Genomic DNA, 17,944 nt, shown 5'->3' with positions numbered 1-17,944 from the left:
TTTTTCGATATAAGCCTTTTTTATTTATCTCTTTGATTAATCAAGATATATATACCCAATAATATTAATAGAACTGGCCAAAACCTCCATAAACTTGCGAGCCTTATGGTAAACCAAGGAAATAGTATCTTAGCTAACAAGAAACTACCCCATATTATTAATCCACCTCCTATTAAAAGAGGAGTATTATTGCGAAGTTTTTCATTATAATCATCACTATGAATAATTCCATCATCTTCAGGTATAACAAAGCTACATATTAGATAAACTACAAATGTAGTGCCAAAAGATGGTAATCCAAGTAATACCCAGACAATACGTACTATAGTAGGATCAATATTAAAATATTCTCCTAAACCACCACAAACACCAGAAAAAACCCTGTTACTTTTAGAACGTTTTAATTTGTTCAAATTAACACCCCCATTTTTGCTTTTATAATATCTTATCAGATTTTCACTATTGTTTAAATAGTAGTTGCTAAAATTATTAATAATATTAGCAATATATTTAGAAAGTATAGGTTTAAAATAATTCACAATGGACAAAGTTTGTGATAACATAGTTTAATAGAGAGAATTTTGGAGGAATAGTTTATGTACAATATATTAGCAATATTATTTAAATATATATTTATTGTAATTATATATTTATTCATCTTTAGTATTATTAGACTCATTTATTTAGATATAAGAGGCATGGAAGGAATATCTTCTGATGAGAAAGTATATCTAAAACTAATTAATAGAAAAGATTCTTTACCATTTAAGATAAAAGAATACTACTCTATTGATGATTCTATTTCTTTAGGTAGGCACGGGGATAATAATATTGTAGTAAAAGATCCCTTTGTTTCAAAGAGACATTTTCAAATAATAGAAGATGAAGGAGATTATTATCTAGAAGATTTAAATAGTGCTAATGGTACTTATTTAAATGGAGATAAGATTTTTGATGTAGTAAGACTAAATGACGGAGATATTATTAGAATCGGACAGATAGAATTTCTATTTGTGAATAGATGATAGGAGAATATTATGTTTAAAAAAGTAATTAGGGGGAAATCCCCAAGAAATTTATTATTTATTTTTGAAATTCTAGCTTTATCTTTATTATTAGTCTATCAAGGAGAAAAAATTGATAGATTAACATTAGGGACAGGTATAGGATTGACATTAATAATATATTTATCAAATTATATATTATCTAAGGTTTCTACTGGCGATAACTATATATTCTTAATTGTTACTATGTTAATATCCATAGGAATTATAATGATATATAGAATTGACGAGGGATTAGGTATTAAACAATTAATATGGTTATCAACTGGTATATTCGTGTTTTTTATAACCTATTTTATAATGAAGTATATTAGAGGATGGAAAAATTGGATATATCTTTATACAGCAGGATCCTATGTTCTTTTTTTGATAACATTTATATTTGGAAGTAGAAAAAAAGGTGCTATAAATTGGGTGAGCTTAGGAAACGTTGCTTTTCAACCAGCCGAAATTACAAAACTCTTGCTTATTTTTATATTAGCAGCTTATTACTCTAATATTTCAAAATGGAAAGAAAAGAAATACTCGTCTTATTATTTAATGGGAGTTGTATATTCATTTATTATATTATTATTTTTGCAAAGAGATTTAGGCACAGCCCTAGTTTTTTATGCAATATTTATTGCAATACAATTTATCTATGAGGAGGACAGAAAGCTAATCTTTTATAATATTGGTCTTTTTACTATAGGAGGTATATTAGGATATACATTATTTGACCATGTTAAAATTAGGTTTCAAGCCTGGTTGAATCCTTGGAAATATATAGAGAGGCAAGGTTATCAAATAACGCAGTCCTTATTTGCTATTGCTGAAGGTGGCTTCTTTGGTAAGGGATTAGGTTTAGGTCATCCAGAGTTTATTCCAGTAGTATATACAGATTTTATTTTTTCAGCTATTTGTGAGGAAATGGGAATTTTTACTGGCATAGGTATAATAATGCTATTTATGATTTTAGTATATAGAGGGTTTAAAATTGGAATATCTCAAGAGAGTCCATTTTATAAAATCTTAGCTTTAGGCATCAGTATTTTATTTGGAATTCAGTCATTTATTATCTTAGGCGGCGTACTTAAGATGATACCTTTAACAGGATTAACTTTACCATTTGTTAGCTATGGAGGTAGTTCTATATTATCAAGTTTTATTGCTTTAGGAATACTGCAAATATGTTCTGAAGAAATAGAGATTAAGGAGGACAAGGATGAACAAGGAGAATAAAAGAGTAATTTTTGTCTTAGTAGGACTCTGCTTAATGTTTATATCTTTAATAGTATATATTAGTTATTTTCAAGTCTTTAGAGCGGAAGCAATAAAGAATAATAGTTATAACAAAAGACTATGGATTAACGAAGAATCAATATTAAGGGGATCAATACTAGATCGAAACGGAAAAACATTAGCATATAGTGAGAAAAAAGGTGATGTATATAATAGATACTATTTATATGGGAGATTATATAGTCATATAATAGGTTATAGTTATAGAGAATATGGAAAGGCAGGTTTAGAGCTTCAATATAATAACACCTTATTAAATATAAATGAAAATGCTGCTATAAATGAAATAAAAAATATTGTTGCACCAACAACTGAAGGAAATTCAATTAAATTAACTATAGATCATGATCTACAGACTAAGGCTAGATCATTGTTAAAGGGAAAGAAGGGGTCAATTGTTGCTATGAACCCCACTACAGGAGAAGTATATGCAATGGTTAGTCTCCCAGATTTTGATGTATCAAATTTAAAAGAGGACTGGAAGGAAATAACAGAAAATCCAGACAGCCCACTTATAAATAGAGCTACTCAGGGATTATATGCCCCTGGATCTACATTTAAGATTATAACTACTATTGCTGCCTTAAATACGGTGAATCTAGATAAATCTTATGAGTGTACAGGTAGTACTAATATTAATGGATATGTATTTAAAGACTATCAAGGAAAGGCGCATGGCAATATTGATTTAAAACAGGCTTTAGTTAAATCGTGTAACACATATTTTACTGAAAAGGCAATCGAAATAGGGAAAGATAAAATAGGAAATGTGGCAGAGAAATTTATGATAAATAATGACATTCCATTTGATTTACCTATCAAAAACTCTCAATTCCCTTTCAAAGAAAATTTAGGTAAAACAGATATTGCGGCCGCAGCTATAGGTCAAGGCAAATTATTAGTTACACCACTGAATATGGCGTTAATAGCTTCTGGTATAGCAAATGGAGGTCAGGTAGTTAAACCTATTCTTGTTAAAGAGATTATATCTAAAAATGATAAGATATTAAGAAAAAATACAACTGAAATTTTATCTCAAGGAACAGATTCTATTATAGCCAATGAAGTTAAGGATATGATGGTAGAGGTAATAAAATCTGGAACAGGAACAAATGCAAGAATAAAAAATGTAAAGGTGGCAGGGAAGACAGGAACAGCTGAAAATTCTTCAGGTAAATCTCATGCATGGTTTGTTGGCTTTGCACCAGCAGATGATCCAAAGGTTGCAGTTGCGGTGATATTGGAAGAAGAAGGATCAACTGGAGGTAAATCTGCAGCACCTATAGCGAGGGATATTATGTTACATGTAATAAATAATATCAATGAATAAGGGGAGGTAATAAGATGACAAGCAAAAATGAAATACTTGAGAGAAAAGATATTCCAAAGGAAAAAAAGTGGGATATAGAGTCCATGTTTGCTGATTTTAGCGAATGGGAAAAATCATATAATAATGCCAAAGAAATGGCTAAAAACTTTGAATCCTATAAGGAAAAAGTAGTTTCAAGTAGTGAAAATCTTTATAATGTGTTAAATGATATGGGGGATTTATATAGAATAACAGAACATCTATATTCCTATGCGCATATGAAATTAGATGAAGATACTAGAGAAGGAAACTCTCAGGCCTTATCTGATAAAGGATTAGGGTTATACGTAGAAGTGGGAGAAAAGACTTCCTATGTAGTACCAGAAATATTAACATTACATTTAGCTACATTAGAAAAATATTATGAAGAAAAACCTGAATTAAAGTTATATAAAAAGCATATTGACGATATTATGAGGCAAAAAGAACATGTGCTTTCTGCTAGAGAAGAATCTATATTAGCTCAAATGGGAGAGGTGGCTAATTCACCTCAGAAAATATTCTCCATGTTAAATAATGCAGACATTAAATTTCCTACAATAAAAGATGAAGAGGGTAAAGATGTAGAGGTAACTCATGGTAATTTTATTCCGCTTATGGAATCAAAAGATAGGGATGTGAGGAAGAGAGCATTTGAAGCCCTGTATACTACTTATAAAGGATTTAAGAATACCTTTGCTGCTTCGCTAAATGGAGATTTGAAAAAGAATATATTTAATGCTACTGTAAGAAATTATAAATCAAGTAGGGAAGCATCCTTAGATCAAAACAATGTATCTTTATCGGTTTATGATAATTTAATTAAGTCCATTCATAATAATTTAGACAGTATGTATAAGTATATGGCAATTAGAAAAAGAGCTTTAGGAGTGGAAGAACTTCATATGTATGACTTATATACTCCAATAGTCAAGGATGTAGATTTAAAAATACCATATGAGGAAGGTGTAGAATTAGTAAAAAAAGCCTTAGTTCCTCTAGGCGAAGAATATATGGAAGCGGTAGAAGAAGGATTCAGTTCAAGGTGGATAGATGTATATGAAAATAGAGGGAAAAGATCTGGTGCATATTCAGGTGGTTCCTATGATTCTAAACCATTTATCTTATTAAATTACCATGATACATTGGACAATGTATTTACAGTGGCTCATGAATTAGGACATTCCATTCATAGCTATTTCACAAGAAAGACACAACCTTATATTTATGGAGATTACTCCATATTTGTAGCTGAAGTTGCGTCCACTGCAAATGAAGCTTTACTTATGGATTACATGTTAAAAAATGTTAAAGATAAAAATGAAAAATTATATTTATTAAATCATTATTTGGAAAGCTTTAGAACTACAGTATTTAGGCAAACTATGTTTGCAGAATTTGAGAAAACAATAAATGAATATCTTGAAGATGGCGGAGCATTGACTGCTGATTATCTATGTGAGACTTATAAGAAAATAAATGAATTATATTACGGACCAGATGTAGTGGTAGATGACGAAATTGCAATGGAATGGGCAAGAATACCTCATTTTTACTATAACTACTATGTATTCCAATATGCAACAGGTTATTCAGCAGCAGTTGCATTATCTGAAAAGATATTAGAAGAAGGAAAACCAGCAGTAGATAGATATATAAACTTCTTAAAGAGTGGAAGCTCAGATTATCCATTAAATGTACTAAAAGCTGCAGGAGTAGATATGACTACAGAAGAACCAGTAAATAATGCAATGAAGTTATTTAGTAGGTTAGTAGATGAGATGGATAAATTGATATAATTTAAGTTTTTTACGGGGGGAATATAATGGTAGAGGTAAGAGCTTTACCTAATCTTAGTTCATTACTGATGAGCTATATCAGTTTATTATCACTAATAGTTATTATGGCTTTAGGTGTATATATGTTCGTTAAAGTTCTTTCTGCTATAAGGGATATTAGGAAAATAAGGGAAGGCATGGATAGAATAATTGAGAATTTAGAGAATAAAGATTAATTAAAACTCCCCCATTATAGTAATTACTATAATGGGGGAGTTTTCTATAAAAACTTGCTCTTTAGATTATCCCAGTACATATTCTTATCGAAGTTCAATTTTTTAATAGTTTTATCAGAGATCTTCAAATCGATACTAGTGATGTTATTGTATTTAAACTCAACTCCATCATTAATGACTAAAATTGAATTTTCATATCTAAGTTCTGGTTTAATAGATATAATTATATCTCCCGGCACCACTGCACTATTTGGCAGAGACCTATAAGCCTTAGAACTAATAGGTGATAGAGGAGTAAGTTGCAGTGTTTTTAGGGATGGATATATTATACTTCCACCACTGGAAAAATTGTAGGCAGTACTACCTACAGGTGTTGATATAATGACTCCATCGCCACTAAATTTCTCTAAATGATTACCATCTATAAATATTTCTAGATGAACTACCTTGGATTTAATTCCTTTAATAACTATTTCATTTACACCAGTGAGAAAAAAGCATTTGTTTTTAGTACATATTTTTGCATTTACTAATGAGATTTCTTCGACGATATAATCCTTGTTTATATATTTATCAATAAACTCATCAATATTTTCAGGTAATATTTCTTGAAAAAAACCTAAATGACCAGTATTTATTCCTACAAAAGGAATACTAGGGAATTTATTGCGATGTACTGCTCTTAGAAATGCACCATCACCACCGACGCATATATTAAGCTCCGCATTGTCGCTATAATTCTCTGGTATATGGAAACCTTTATATCTAAGCTTTTCTGATAAAAGCTGGGATGTTTTCTTTGATTCAAAATTATAATTTGAAATAATATTAATTATTCTATTATCTATGGTATTCACAAATTGACCCCCTAAACGGTTTTTATCTTTAAAATTAAATAAAATTTGATATAATTAGTTTACCAATATTATATAATAAAGATAAGAAAATTTGGAGGAAATTATGAATTTATTTGAAGAAAATGAAAATATTGTTGTTTTTAAGGCTGGTAAAGATGGACTGGATTTAGAAGAATTCCTTTCTAGTAATGATATTTCAGGACGATTATTTAGAAAGTTATACAAAGGGAAACAAATATATGTAAATGGTAAATTTAAAAGAAAAGGATTAATTCTTGAAAGAGGAGATTTAGTATCTATATACATGGAGAATGAAGATGAGAACACAACACCAGAAAAAATGGAGATAGATATTATTTATGAGGATTTTGATCTTCTGATTTTAAATAAACAACCAAATATAGTGGTACATCCAACAAAATCTCATCAAGAAAATACTTTATCCAATGGAATATCATATTATTTTAAAGAAAAAGGTATAAAGAAAAAGATAAGATTTGTAAATAGACTAGATATGAATACTACTGGAATTTTAATTGTAGCAAAGAATCCTTTTGCCCATCAGCAAATGGCTTTGCAGTTTGAATCAAATGAAGTGGAAAAAAAGTATCAGGCAATAGTATCTGGTATTGTAGAAAAAAATGAAGATTATATAGATTTACCTATTGGAAGAGAGGAAGACAAAAGTGTTAAAAAAGTAGTGACAGAAAATGGGCAAAAGGCTTTAACTAAATATACTGTAATTGAAAAATATAAAGATGCATCCTTACTTGATGTACAGATATTTACAGGGAGATCTCATCAGATTAGAGTTCATTTAAATCATATCGGCCATCCAATAATAGGAGATGTTCTATATAATGAAGAAAGCCCTTATATAGATAGGCAAGCTTTGCATTCATATTATTTAAAAATAAAACATCCTAGAACAAAAAAAAATATAGAATTTATCGCCTCTCTACCTGAGGATATGAAAAGACTAATTAACCACCTAAAGAATAAGTAACACTTATTCTTTAGGTGGCTTTTCTACTATTTCTATTTTATTATCTTCTTTGCTATTTTCTTGCTTTGGTGAGTTTAAGACTTTCATTATTTCCATCATTTTACCCATTTCTTTAAGTTTATCATTATTTTTTTGACTATCGTTACCCAGCATAGGTGCAAGCATACTCATTAACTGAGTAGGATCTTTTGAATTATCTTGATTACCCATAAGAGATGATAGCATTGAAAACATTTTTTTATACTTATCCATGTTTAGTATTAAATCCATCATAGTTCCAAGGTTAGTCACTTCTGGTCTTGGAACTTCTTTCTGTATAGTATGCATAATTTTATTTAACCTATCTTTAGTATTATCGACAGATATTGGTTCTTTAATATACTGATACTCATCATTTTGCATAAAATCAACTAATTCATTTATCTTTATAAGGCGTTCGGTAAATAGTATTGATTTATTTATCAAAGGTATGTAATGCTCAGGAAAGTATGCTCCCACCTTTTTTACTATCTTAATCTTTTCTAATGTATACTTAGGGTCAATTTCAATGTTGTTTATAAAATTTCCTAAGGTTTGCAGACTAGCGAATTCATTGCCTTGATTCTTTCCAATTATTAAAAGAAATATAAATATTAATAACTTATTATCCAAAATTAGCCCCCCCTGACTCTAGGTATAATATTCATTATATGCAAAAGCAAATTAATAGTTGCACTATGATTTAGTAATATATTTATTTTATCTTTCATAAATTATGATATAAGAAAGGGAGGTATAAAAATGAAAGATAAGAAAATCAAGAAGATGATTGACAATATTGGGGAGTATAATCCTAGTGATGCAGAACTTTCAATGATTGGAAATCTTGCAGATAAGTATATGGATAAATCAGATGAGGATATATTTGTAGAGATTATTAGAGTAAAATCTGAGATGGAAGATCAAATGAGTGAAGAACAATTTGCTACAATATTGGAAAAGTTGGAAAGCATCAGACCTATGTTGAGCGAGGAACAAAATACCAAATTAGATAAAATATTAGAAATGTTAGATAAAAATAAGTAAGAGAAATAAGGGGCCTCCATATATGGGAAGGTCCCTTATTTTATAACGAATAGGAAAATTCTACTTTAATCCCTCGTATCAAAATTAACAAATCAAGGAAATAGACATATGGCTAAGATGGTGTTATAATTTAATAGATATTATGTAAACCGAAGGAGTGGTGTTATGGAGATAAATAAAAAAATGAAAATCATCATATCTATAGTTATTTCTATTGTTATATTATCTACTGGATTATTATATATAAAAAATAAAAATAAAGTGGAGGAAATGCCTTATACTTTATTTTTAACTCATGTACAAAAAGGTCTAGTAGAGGAAGTTAAATTATCGAATAATGGGAAGATTGAGATAAAACTTAAAAATGGAAAAGTTGCAATTACTGATAATCCAAGAACTGAAAAATTTAAAGAAGAATTATTACTATATGATGTTAAGGTAGTAGAAAAGGATGGGAATTTGAATCAAGCTATACCTATGCTTTTGTTAGTTTCAGTAATGGGCTTTACGATATTCTACTTAAATAGAAATATGTCTAAGCAAGCGGAAAAAGAAATGTCTAATATGTCGAAGGTAACTACAGATTATTCATCTAGGAGAATTACATTTGATGATGTAGCAGGCAACGAAGAAGCTAAAGAATCTTTAATGGATATGGTTGATTTTATCAAAAATCCAGAGATATATAATAAGTTTGGTGCAAGATTACCTAGAGGTGTTCTTTTATATGGGGCTCCTGGTACAGGAAAGACACTTTTAGCAAAAGCTATGGCTGGTGAAGCGGGAGTTCCATTTTATGCTGTATCAGGTTCAGACTTTGTACAAGTATATGCAGGACTTGGAGCTAGCCGTATAAGAGAGTTATTTAAAAAGGCTAAAGAAGCAGGAAAATCTGTTATATTTATTGATGAAATAGATTCTCTTGGAAAAAAGAGAAAGTCTGGAGACCATCCTTCTGGTAGTGAAGAAGGGGATAGAACATTAAATGCACTCTTGACGGAGATGTCAGGTTTCAAGGAAAATGAGGGAATTATTGTAGTGGCAGCTACCAATAGAATAGATATACTAGATGAAGCATTACTTAGACCTGGAAGATTTGATAGACAAGTTGAGGTTTCTCTCCCTGATGTAAATGGAAGATATGAAATACTTAAGCTACACAGTAAAAACAAACCTGTCTCTAAAAAAGTAGATTTAAAAAAAGTTGCATTAGAAACTATCTATTTTAGTGGTGCCAAACTTGAAAATTTAATGAATGAATCTGCTATTATTGCCGTAAAAGAAAAATCAAAAGAAATTACTATGGATCATATAAATAAAGCATATTATTCAGTGTTAGTTGGGGAAGAGAAAAAAGATAGATCCTCTATAGATATTAAGGATAAGGAAATCACAGCTTACCATGAGGCAGGACATGCTCTAGTGGCGAAATTAATAGCTAAAGATAATAGGGTTACTAAAGTGAGTATAATACCTAGCACAAAGGGTATGGGAGGATTTAGCTTAAATATTCCTCCAGATAAGATGTATCAAACAAAGAAAGATATATTATCCAATATTATGATTGCCCTTGGAGGAAGGGCGGCAGAAGAAATAATATTTGGAAAAGAAGAAATAACAACTGGGGCGTCTTCAGATTTGGAGAAAGCTACTAATATGACTTTATCCATGATTGGAGTATTCGGAATGGATGAAATAGTTGGATTATTAAACTATAACGTTTTATCCAGTAGAAATTTGGATGATGGAAGGTTATTAAATAGGGCTAAGGAGATACTAGAGAAGCTTTATTTAGATACTATTAATATATTAAATAGTAATATGAATAGCTTACAATCCTTAGCAGAAAATCTTATAGAAAAAGAAGTATTATCTGAAGATGAAATTAACAAAATACTAATTAGAGCATAGAAAAGAATAAAATCTTTAGTTTGCTTGAAAAAACGTAATAAAAGATGTATAATAATATTATAAGAATTTTCTGCGGTGTGCGTTATCTCTGATAATTCAACCGACATAACAGACACGGGAGTCTGCGTTTAATATTGGATAACAAGCCTTCTTAGAGAGGACGTTAGAAGATATTAACAGGAAACCCCCCTTTATTAAGGCGGGTGTGAATTAGCTGAGTTGACGGCATTGTGGGCGAAAATCCTCTTAAAGCTAGCTTTAAGAGGATTTTTAGATAATATTTATAGGGTATTTTTTTCTCTCTTTAAATATATGAATATATTTAAAACCTATTTCTTTAAGCATTTTTTCTACAGTTCTATATTCATATCCTATATTTTCAGGGGTATGAGAATCTGATCCTATGGTTATTATTTCACCACCTAATTCTTTGTATAATTTCAATATCTGAATCTTAGGATGGAAATAACCTAATCCATATCTTACTCCTGCAGTATTTATTTCAATACCTTTACCATTTTCTATTAGAAGTTTCAAGATACATTCTATAGGATAGTAATAATCGTCATATTTTGGGATAGAAGAATAATCTTCAAAATATCTGTCTATATAATCTAGATGTCCCAAGACATCAAAATTGTTAAAGTTTTTTATGCAATAATACATATCCTTATAGTATTCTTCCAAAGCGGTTATAGGTTTAACACCTTTAGTAAAATTATCAGAATAAATATCTAATTTATTTACTGAATGAATTGACATTAACACGAAATCAAAATCATTAGATTCAATAAATTTATTGTATCTTTCAAGTAAGTGAGGTTGAATTCCAATTTCTACTCCTGCAAGTATTTCAATATCCTTCATATACTTATATTTTACTTGTCTAATGTTTTTAAAATAATCAGAAGTTCTAAAAACAAAATCAATTCTTTGTGCAGTAGAATCAAAATCAACATGATCGGTAAAACAAATACTTTTCATATTTTTATCAATTGCTGTTACTACCATATCTTCCATGGATGTTTTTGAATCAATGGAATATTCACTATGAAGATGAAAATCATACATTTGTTTAACACTCCTAAACATTTATTGTCTAAAATATTCTACTAAAAAACTACTAAATAGTAAAGAGTCATTGACTGAAGTCCTCTTTATATTGAAGCTTATATAAATCATAATACATTCCTTCCTTAGCTAATAGTTCTTGATGCGTCCCAACTTCTTTAATAACACCTTTGCTAAGAACTATGATCTTATCTGCATGTTGTATAGTTGATAACCTATGGGCAACAGCAATGCTAGTTCTACCTTTGATTAATTTTTCTAAGGCATCTTGAATTAGCAGTTCTGTTTCTGTATCTATACTAGAAGTTGCTTCATCTAATATCAATATACTTGGATTATAAGCTAAAGTTCTTGCAAAAGCAAGAAGCTGTCTTTCACCAGAAGATAAAGTTGAACCTCTCTCCATTACAGGTTCTTTATACTTAAGTGGTAATTTATTTATAAAATAGTCTGCATTTACATATTTTGAAACTTCAATTATCCTATCATCAGAGATTTCAGAATTATTTAGTCTAATATTATCTTCTATTGTTCCAGTGAAAAGAAATACATCTTGTAGTACTACGCCTATATTTTTGCGAAGCTGAAATTTATCATATTCTTTAATATTAGTATCATCTATTAATATCTCACCTTTTTGTATATCATAAAATCTAGTTATAAGATTGATAATAGATGATTTTCCTGCTCCAGTAGCTCCTACAAAAGCCACAGTATCTCCAGGATTTATTATAAAGCTAACATCCTTCAAAACCCAATTTTCACCTTCGTATGCAAACCACACATTTTTAAATTCAATCTTACCTTTAATATTATCAGGGATAAATGGATTAATGGGGTTTTCAATTATAGTATTATCGTCAAGTATAGTGAAAATCCTTTCACTTGAGGCCATAGCAGACTGAAGTATATTATATTTTTCGGTTAAATCAAGTATTGGCTCAAAAAATCTTTGTAGATAATCTATAAAAGCATATAATACTCCAAACTCTAAAGCGTTTGAAACAACTTGCCCCCCTCCATAATATATAATAGTAGCTATACCTAATGAACGGATTACTTCAATAGACGGTCTAAAAATAGCAAACAATGTGATTTCTTTCTTTGCTGTTTTCAGATAATCAGTATTAATCTCATCAAATTGAGTAGAGATTTTATCCTCTCTCTTAAATATTTGTATGATTCTCATTCCAGTTATATTTTCATTCAAAGTAGAATTGATTTTAGCTAGCTGTGCTCGACCTAATCTGTAAATTACTCTAATCTTTTTCCTAAATATTATTGAGGCTATTAGAATCAAAGGCAGCAGAGTAAGGGAAAGCAACGCTAAGGTCAAATCCATTTTTATCATAACAAAAACAATACCTATGAGGATAAATATATCTTTAAAGAGATTTACTAAAACTGAAGTATACATTTCGTTTAAGGTTTCTGTATCATTTGTTACTCTAGTAACAAGTCTTCCGATTGGATTTTTGTCAAAATAAGAAATGGAAAGACTTTGAATATGTGAAAATATTTCTTGTCTTATATTAAACACTATCTTTTGTGAAGTATAATTAAGTATAAGCACTTGAAGATAATTTAAAGCAAAAGCTAATATTATGGATATTATAAATATGGCTGATATTTTATTTATGCCTTTAATATCTATTTCTCTAAAGTCTGTATATGATTCATTATCTAAATGAATTCTATCTTCTATTATTTCACTATTATAATCTCCAAGGTAATAATCTCCATTCTCTTGTATTATATTAACAACAGGATAAGAAGTAAAATTAACTCTTTCTTCTATATCTATGGAATCGAGTCTAACATATTTTTTATTATTGAAAATAATACCTTTATAGGGAACATTTATTTCCATTTCATACATAGGTTTTTTATATCCTGTAATATAATCATCAATAGTAATTTTGAGGAGATAAGGTCTTAAAAGCTCTAAAGCTGTAATTCCAATCATCATAATAATAGCTAAGAGAAGGTATAGAAAATAAGGTTTTGCATATTGTAAAAGTCGTTTCATTAACCTTGAGTCGTAAGCCTTTCCCATTATTTCATCATCTTTATATTCATTACTCAAATTTTTCCCTCCTAATCATTAACTATTTTTTCTTCTAATAATTGTTTTTCATATAAATCTGAATATAACCCATTAAGAGATATAAGAAAATCATGTGTTCCTCTTTCAGCAATTTCACCATCAACTAAGAAGATAATTTCATCACAATTTTTCACTGTAGATATTCTATGGCTTATAATAATAGTAGTTCTTGTATCTGTAAAATCTTTTAAATTTTTTAATATTTTCTCCTCTGTTTGAGTATCTACACTAGATAAACTATCATCTAAAATAAGTACGGAAGGTTCTTTAATTATAGCTCGTGCAATAGAAGTTCTTTGTTTTTGTCCCCCAGATAGAGTAACACCTCTTTCTCCTAAAATTGTTTGAAAATCATTTGGAAATTCTAGAATATTATCATATACTTCAGCTAGTCTGGCCGCATGAATAACCTTATCATGTGAAATTGACTCTTCAAATGAAAATGCAATATTTTCTTCTATAGTAGTAGAAAATAGGAAGTTATCTTGCGGAACATAGCCTATATTTTCTCTAAGGGATTTTAAGGATAGATTCTTAATATCTATGTCATCAAATAAAATCTTACCTTTATCAATGTCGTAAAGCCTTAGCAACAAACTTACAATTGTTGATTTACCACTACCGGTTCTACCGATTATTGCTAGTGACTTTCCTTGTTCTATAGTAAAATTTATATTCCTAAGGGCATAATTATTAGCTCCAGGATATTTAAAACTAACCTCTTGGAATTCAACCTTTCCTTTTGATTTATTTAATTTAATAGCATCTTCAATATCAGAAATATCTGGTTTCTCATCTAGAATAGAATTGATCCTATCCATAGAAGCAGCTCCTCTTTGTAAAACATTTATAACCCAACCTAAGGCCATCATTGGCCATACTAACAATCCTAAATATGAGTTAAACGCAATAAAATCTCCCAAAGAAATTTTATTTAGTATTACTTCTTTGCCTCCATAAAATATTACTAAAAGAAAGCTAATTGAAGATATAAACTGGATAAATGGGTGGAATGTTCCAGATATTTTAACTAAATCTATATTTTTATTCAAATTGTCCTTATTTACTTTAGAAAACTTTTCTAATTCAAGTTCTTCTTGCACAAAAGATTTAACGACTCGGATACCAGAAAAACTTTCTTGGGTAGTATCTGTAAGGTCAGAAAAGGCCTCTTGAACTATTTTGAAACGCTTATGAATAATTTTACCAAATTTGCTAACTACAATAATGATAAATGGCAAGGTAAATAGAGCTATGGAAGTTAGTCTAAGGTTTGTAGTTTTTATCATCATAATAAGAGATAGAATTATCATAAAACCAGAATCAACAATCATTATTGTTCCTTGTCCAATGGCCATTCGCACTGCATTAACATCATTTGTTACATGAGCCATTAAATCTCCAGTTTTGTGAGTGTTGAAATAGTTAGGTGAAAGTGTTAATAAGTGATTAAAGATTTTTTTTCTTAAATAATATTCAAGTTCACGAGAAGTGCCTAAAATATATATTCTCCAAAAAAATCTTCCAACTGCGATGACTGTTCCAGTCAGTATAATTAAACATACATACTTTGTAATTCCCTTAGAATTTAACAAGTTATTTTCAAAATCATTTGTTAAATTCCTAAATATTTGTGGAACTATTAGCTGAACAGAATCTATAATTATAAGCCAAATGATTCCAATTAGATAATTCCACTTATGCTTTGAAAAAAAGTTTTTTAAAGAAAGAAAGACTTTCATATGGTTTCAATTCTCCTTTTGTTAATATTTATCAAGCATTTCGACACTCAAAATAAATCGTATAGTATCTATTATAAATGAAACTACAATAAATTAAAGTATTAAATAAAATATTTTATATAAAAGTATAAAATAGATAATACTGTGAAACAATTAATTATATAGAACTATTAATTTAAATTTAGGAGGGATTATCTTGGAATTAACTACAAAGGAAATTGTTAAAAAGATGATATTAGATTCACAAGAAATGGTCAGAGATTATGAAGTACACTCAAAAAAAGTAAATGATAGTGAAATAGCAGATCTATTTAAAAAATTTGCAGAAGAGTGTGGCTATCAGGCAGCAGAATTGCAAAAAATATTAAAGGATAAGTTTTAAATAAGATTAATAAATAGAATATTTTTAGTTTAATTTGATTATAAAATGTCTTTTAGGGTAAAAGACAATTATGAAAATCACAGAATAATTATAAAGGGGAGATTTAAATGATAAACAAGTTTATCGAAGAAAAAAAAAGAAAAGCTGAGAGAGAAAAGAAAATTGAAACCGCAAAAAATGTAGCAGTAGGTACTGCAATAGGTACTGCAATTGGAGCGGCAGCAGGATTATTATTTGCTCCTAAATCTGGGAAAGAAACTAGAGAAGATATATCTCAGAAATCAAAAGAGGTAGCTGAAAATGTTAAAACTATAGTAAATGAACAAATTGAAGCTACTAAAGAATTACAGGATAAAGTTAAGTCTGAGATCAAACAGGCATATGAAGGAATAAAAGAAAAGAAAAATGAATTAGTTAATGACGTTGAAGAAGAGATTGAAGAAGAAATAGAGGAAATAGTGGAAGAAGATATTAACGAAGATGAAAGTGAATCCTATTAAGGGGGCGTAGATAATGACTGCTACCCTTACTATTCAGGATTTATTTAAACTAATACTTTTTTTATTAGGCATTGGTGCACTGACATACTTAATATTTGTGCTAAAGAATATAAATAAATTAATGAGTCAGATAAATATTGTAGCTGAAGCAAATGAAAAGAACATTAATGATATACTTGAACAATTACCTTCAATAAGTAAAAATTTAACTTCAATCACTGAAAGTACTGATAGTGCTATAAAGGATTTAACACCAGAAATAAATGGTTTAGTACAAAATATAAATGGCATCTCAGGAAAAGTAAATTCTATTACCGACTCCATTGATAGTACAACCCATAAAGTATCTGAGACTCTTGATGTGGTAACTGATAGCATATCTGAAACAGCATATGCTTTTCAATACAATATAAAAAATATAGATAGTTATATTAAGTTGATTGTTGAGATAATAGAAACCATAAAAAATGCTATAAAGAAGAAGTGAGAATCCTAAGATTTGGATTCTTATTTTTTTAAGCATAAATTCTGTGGTTGAGGCTAAAAATTGAAAATTGAAAATTCTTTTACAATTATTATATTGCTGGTATAATAGGATATAATGTTATATAATTAGGCGATTTAATATTAAATTTATATAAATTATTTTATATGATGAGAGGCTGATTTTTATGAAGAAAATAAAGGTGATTTTTAATCCATCTTCAGGGAGACAATCTATGGAAAGACGGGTAGATCGTTTATGTAAATTGTTATTAGATGATGGATATTTAATTAGCAAGTTTATTACACAAAAAAAAGACGATGCCATGATTGAAACTATGAAAGCATGCAAGGAAGATTGGGATATCATAGTTGTTAGTGGTGGTGATGGTACAGTAAATGAAGTGGCTAAAGGTATTGCAAATAGCGAAAGAAAAATACCAGTTGCCATTTTATCTTCAGGAACTGTTAATGATTTTGCAAATTACATGAAAATTCCTAAAAATATTATAGATTTTTATGATATGATTAAGAAGGAAAACACAATAGATGTAGATTTAGGCAAGGTTAATAGTGAATATTTTGTAAATGTAGCGGCAGGTGGACTTTTAACTAATGTAGGATATCAGGTTTTACCAGAGACTAAAATGGTATTGGGAAGAATGGCTTATTATATAGAGGGGTTGAAAGAGATAACTCTCCAGAACTTTGAACCTATAAAATTAAGTGTGGAAAGTGAAGAGTGTTCTTTAGATGAGGAAGTATTGTTATTTCTTATATCCAACAGCTCATCTATAGGAGGTTTTAAAAAATTAGCACCAAAAGCAGATGTCCTAGATGGACTGTTAGATATAGTGATTGTAAAAAAATCAGGAGTTCAAGATTTAGCGAATATCTTTATTAATATATTTAGTGGTGATCATATTAATCATCCAAATGTTGTATATTTTAAGTCAAAGAGTGTGAGATTAGATACTAGAGAGAAAGTGTCTATCGATATAGATGGTGAATATGGTGGTAAACTTCCTGCCACTTTTGAGATTGTACCGAAGGCCTTTAGAATTATAGTCTAAACAAAACTAGGCTATTTTGAAAAGATAAAGAGGAGGATAT

At 29.2% G+C, this 17,944-nt stretch carries 18 protein-coding genes and 1 other RNA gene; 13 read left to right on the top strand and 6 right to left on the bottom strand.

The genetic code is table 11. The features are described 5' to 3' along the window. Window positions 1–20 precede the first annotated feature (20 nt). Complete coding sequence (locus tag KQI38_RS00755) at window positions 21–413, bottom strand: PspC domain-containing protein (RefSeq protein WP_216554322.1); 393 nt, start codon at window positions 411–413, stop codon at window positions 21–23. A 183-nt stretch (window positions 414–596) separates the two neighbouring features. On the opposite strand from KQI38_RS00755, the gene KQI38_RS00750 reads away from it, so the two are divergent. Genes KQI38_RS00750 through KQI38_RS00730 form a run of 5 tightly spaced genes read left to right on the top strand, consistent with a single transcriptional unit; the run spans window position 597 to window position 5,707 of the window. After that, window positions 597–1,025, top strand: a complete 429-nt coding sequence (locus tag KQI38_RS00750) for an FHA domain-containing protein (RefSeq protein WP_216554320.1) — start codon at window positions 597–599, stop codon at window positions 1,023–1,025. 12 nt (window positions 1,026–1,037) lie between these two features. Further along, entirely contained in the window at window positions 1,038–2,285 is a 1,248-nt protein-coding gene (locus KQI38_RS00745; RefSeq protein WP_216554318.1) for an FtsW/RodA/SpoVE family cell cycle protein, read from the top strand. After that, complete coding sequence (locus KQI38_RS00740; RefSeq protein WP_216554316.1) at window positions 2,269–3,675, top strand: peptidoglycan D,D-transpeptidase FtsI family protein; 1,407 nt, start codon at window positions 2,269–2,271, stop codon at window positions 3,673–3,675. The genes KQI38_RS00745 and KQI38_RS00740 overlap by 17 nt, the downstream gene beginning before the upstream one ends. Before the next feature lie 14 nt (window positions 3,676–3,689). Continuing rightward, window positions 3,690–5,492, top strand: coding sequence for an oligoendopeptidase F (gene pepF, locus KQI38_RS00735; RefSeq protein ID WP_216554314.1), 1,803 nt, complete (start codon window positions 3,690–3,692; stop codon window positions 5,490–5,492). Between the two features lie 26 nt (window positions 5,493–5,518). After that, window positions 5,519–5,707, top strand: coding sequence for a hypothetical protein (locus KQI38_RS00730; protein ID WP_216554312.1), 189 nt, complete (start codon window positions 5,519–5,521; stop codon window positions 5,705–5,707). A gap of 44 nt (window positions 5,708–5,751) precedes the next feature. Here KQI38_RS00730 and KQI38_RS00725 read toward each other — a convergent pair whose 3' ends face one another. Beyond that, window positions 5,752–6,555 (bottom strand): NAD(+)/NADH kinase, encoded by an 804-nt coding sequence (locus KQI38_RS00725; RefSeq protein ID WP_338114431.1) that lies wholly within the window; start codon window positions 6,553–6,555, stop codon window positions 5,752–5,754. A gap of 112 nt (window positions 6,556–6,667) precedes the next feature. Between KQI38_RS00725 and KQI38_RS00720 the strand changes: the two genes are divergently transcribed. Next, window positions 6,668–7,570, top strand: a complete 903-nt coding sequence (locus KQI38_RS00720; protein ID WP_216554308.1) for an RluA family pseudouridine synthase — start codon at window positions 6,668–6,670, stop codon at window positions 7,568–7,570. A gap of 3 nt (window positions 7,571–7,573) precedes the next feature. Here the strand turns inward: KQI38_RS00720 and KQI38_RS00715 are convergent, their stop codons facing one another. Further along, window positions 7,574–8,221 (bottom strand): hypothetical protein, encoded by a 648-nt coding sequence (locus KQI38_RS00715; RefSeq protein ID WP_216554306.1) that lies wholly within the window; start codon window positions 8,219–8,221, stop codon window positions 7,574–7,576. 129 nt (window positions 8,222–8,350) lie between these two features. On the opposite strand from KQI38_RS00715, the gene KQI38_RS00710 reads away from it, so the two are divergent. The 3 genes from KQI38_RS00710 to ssrS all read left to right on the top strand — a co-directional run bounded on the left by KQI38_RS00710 (window position 8,351) and on the right by ssrS (window position 10,787). Then, a complete protein-coding gene (locus KQI38_RS00710; RefSeq protein WP_094901682.1) occupies window positions 8,351–8,635 on the top strand; it encodes a hypothetical protein in 285 nt (94 codons plus the stop codon). A 165-nt stretch (window positions 8,636–8,800) separates the two neighbouring features. Beyond that, the gene (locus tag KQI38_RS00705) at window positions 8,801–10,546 is read left to right on the top strand and encodes an ATP-dependent metallopeptidase FtsH/Yme1/Tma family protein (protein WP_216554304.1); all 1,746 of its coding nucleotides are present in this window, start codon (window positions 8,801–8,803) and stop codon (window positions 10,544–10,546) included. Between the two features lie 64 nt (window positions 10,547–10,610). After that, a non-coding RNA gene (ssrS, locus tag KQI38_RS00700) (6S RNA) lies at window positions 10,611–10,787 on the top strand. Window positions 10,788–10,816: 29 nt separating this feature from the next. Here the strand turns inward: ssrS and KQI38_RS00695 are convergent. The 3 genes from KQI38_RS00695 to KQI38_RS00685 form a co-directional block, all read right to left on the bottom strand. Next, window positions 10,817–11,617 (bottom strand): histidinol-phosphatase HisJ family protein, encoded by an 801-nt coding sequence (locus tag KQI38_RS00695; RefSeq protein ID WP_216554302.1) that lies wholly within the window; start codon window positions 11,615–11,617, stop codon window positions 10,817–10,819. A 67-nt stretch (window positions 11,618–11,684) separates the two neighbouring features. Further along, on the bottom strand, window positions 11,685–13,703 hold the full coding sequence (locus KQI38_RS00690; RefSeq protein ID WP_216554300.1) for an ABC transporter ATP-binding protein: 2,019 nt from the start codon (window positions 13,701–13,703) through the stop codon (window positions 11,685–11,687). An 11-nt stretch (window positions 13,704–13,714) separates the two neighbouring features. Beyond that, entirely contained in the window at window positions 13,715–15,466 is a 1,752-nt protein-coding gene (locus tag KQI38_RS00685; RefSeq protein ID WP_216554298.1) for an ABC transporter ATP-binding protein, read from the bottom strand. Between the two features lie 196 nt (window positions 15,467–15,662). Here KQI38_RS00685 and KQI38_RS00680 point away from each other — a divergent pair, with 196 nt between their 5' ends. The 4 genes from KQI38_RS00680 to KQI38_RS00665 all read left to right on the top strand — a co-directional run bounded on the left by KQI38_RS00680 (window position 15,663) and on the right by KQI38_RS00665 (window position 17,904). After that, on the top strand, window positions 15,663–15,848 hold the full coding sequence (locus KQI38_RS00680; protein ID WP_094901688.1) for a hypothetical protein: 186 nt from the start codon (window positions 15,663–15,665) through the stop codon (window positions 15,846–15,848). A gap of 107 nt (window positions 15,849–15,955) precedes the next feature. Further along, window positions 15,956–16,348 (top strand): YtxH domain-containing protein, encoded by a 393-nt coding sequence (locus KQI38_RS00675; protein ID WP_216554296.1) that lies wholly within the window; start codon window positions 15,956–15,958, stop codon window positions 16,346–16,348. A gap of 13 nt (window positions 16,349–16,361) precedes the next feature. Beyond that, window positions 16,362–16,835 carry an MlaD family protein gene (locus tag KQI38_RS00670; RefSeq protein ID WP_216554294.1) on the top strand — a complete coding sequence of 158 codons (474 nt, stop codon included), beginning with the start codon at window positions 16,362–16,364 and terminating at the stop codon, window positions 16,833–16,835. Between the two features lie 184 nt (window positions 16,836–17,019). Beyond that, window positions 17,020–17,904 carry a diacylglycerol/lipid kinase family protein gene (locus KQI38_RS00665; RefSeq protein ID WP_216554291.1) on the top strand — a complete coding sequence of 295 codons (885 nt, stop codon included), beginning with the start codon at window positions 17,020–17,022 and terminating at the stop codon, window positions 17,902–17,904. Window positions 17,905–17,944 lie beyond the last annotated feature (40 nt).

Origin of the sequence: Tissierella carlieri (assembly GCF_018917285.1) — a bacterium.
GTDB lineage: Bacteria > Bacillota > Clostridia > Tissierellales > Tissierellaceae > Tissierella > Tissierella carlieri.
Note: the sequence above shows the minus strand (reverse complement) of the source record. Positions and strands in the feature narration are given on the sequence as shown.